At 40.5% G+C, this 1,234-nt stretch carries 1 protein-coding gene; it reads right to left on the bottom strand.

Annotated features, from left to right (window positions below):
* The coding region (locus ACN4EE_RS23505) for a GspE/PulE family protein (protein ID WP_431708933.1) at positions 1–1,234 on the bottom strand (1,234 nt) is incomplete at both ends.

Consider the following 1,234-nt stretch of genomic DNA (forward strand, 5'->3'; position numbering starts at 1 on the left):
GATTCTTCATTGGATGCAGTCATGCCAAAACGGGCTAATTCTTCTCTGGTGGGGTTATAGGCTTCTTTACATTCACTGCAAACTCGACGCATGAGACGTTGAGCCAATACCCCTAATAACGCCCCTGAAATCATAAAAGGTTCAACTCCCATTTCATCTAAACGAGCGATCGCACCCGCCGCATCGTTAGTATGGAGGGTGGTTAATACCAAGTGTCCTGTTAAAGCAGCCTCGATGGCAGTTTTTGCGGTTTCAGCGTCTCTGGTTTCACCCACAAGGATAATATCGGGGTCTTGACGCATAAAAGCGCGTAAAATAGAAGCAAAGTTCATGCCTTTTTCTCGAATTACCTGCACCTGAGTAATACCAGGTAAGGCGTACTCGATCGGATCTTCTGCTGTACTAATATTCACCCCCGGATCATTTCTTTCTGCTAATACCGAATATAAGCTAGTGGATTTACCCGATCCCGTAGGTCCTGTAACTAAAATTAAACCAAAAGGACGACTAGCAATATCTCGAACTTTATTTAAGGTTTCTTCATCACTAATTAAAAAGTCTAAACCTAATTGAGTTGCTGAGTTATCCAGAATCCGCAAACAGACTTTTTCTCCATAACGACTAGGAAGGGTATTAACTCGAAAATCTACTTTTCTTCCCTGAAATATACGGCGAATTTTGCCATCTTGAGGAAGTCGGCGTTCAGCAATGTCTAATTCCGCTAAAATTTTGAAACGAGCTGTAACTGCTGGAATAATGTGCTTAGGCAGTGTAAAATATTGACGCAGTACCCCGTCTTTCCTTAATCGCACTCGGAAATTTTCTTCTTGAGGCTCAATATGAATATCCGATGCCCCCTCTTGTAAGGCTTTGATTAAAATACTATTAACTAATTTGATTACTGGCGCTTGGTTTGCTTCATTGGTGGAAGCCAAATCTCCAGCATCTTCGTCTTCAGCGTCTTCTAGGCTATGATCCGCTAAATCTTCAACAATATCACTAACATCGCCTAATCTATCTAATTCTTTTTTCTTTTCTTTCGCTTCTTTTATTTTTTGCCGTTCTTTTTCTTCTGCATAATATTTTCCTAGTAATTTATCGTAATCTTCTTCGGTGATGACAATTCTTTGTAGTCCCAATCCCTTAGAACGTAATAATTTTTTCACATCGTCTAAAGCCTGTAAGTCATCGGGATTTACCATAGCGATAACTAAGACAGGAGGCTCACCATCAA

This window comes from Geminocystis sp. CENA526, assembly GCF_050753365.1.
Taxonomy (GTDB): Bacteria; Cyanobacteriota; Cyanobacteriia; order Cyanobacteriales; family Cyanobacteriaceae; genus Geminocystis.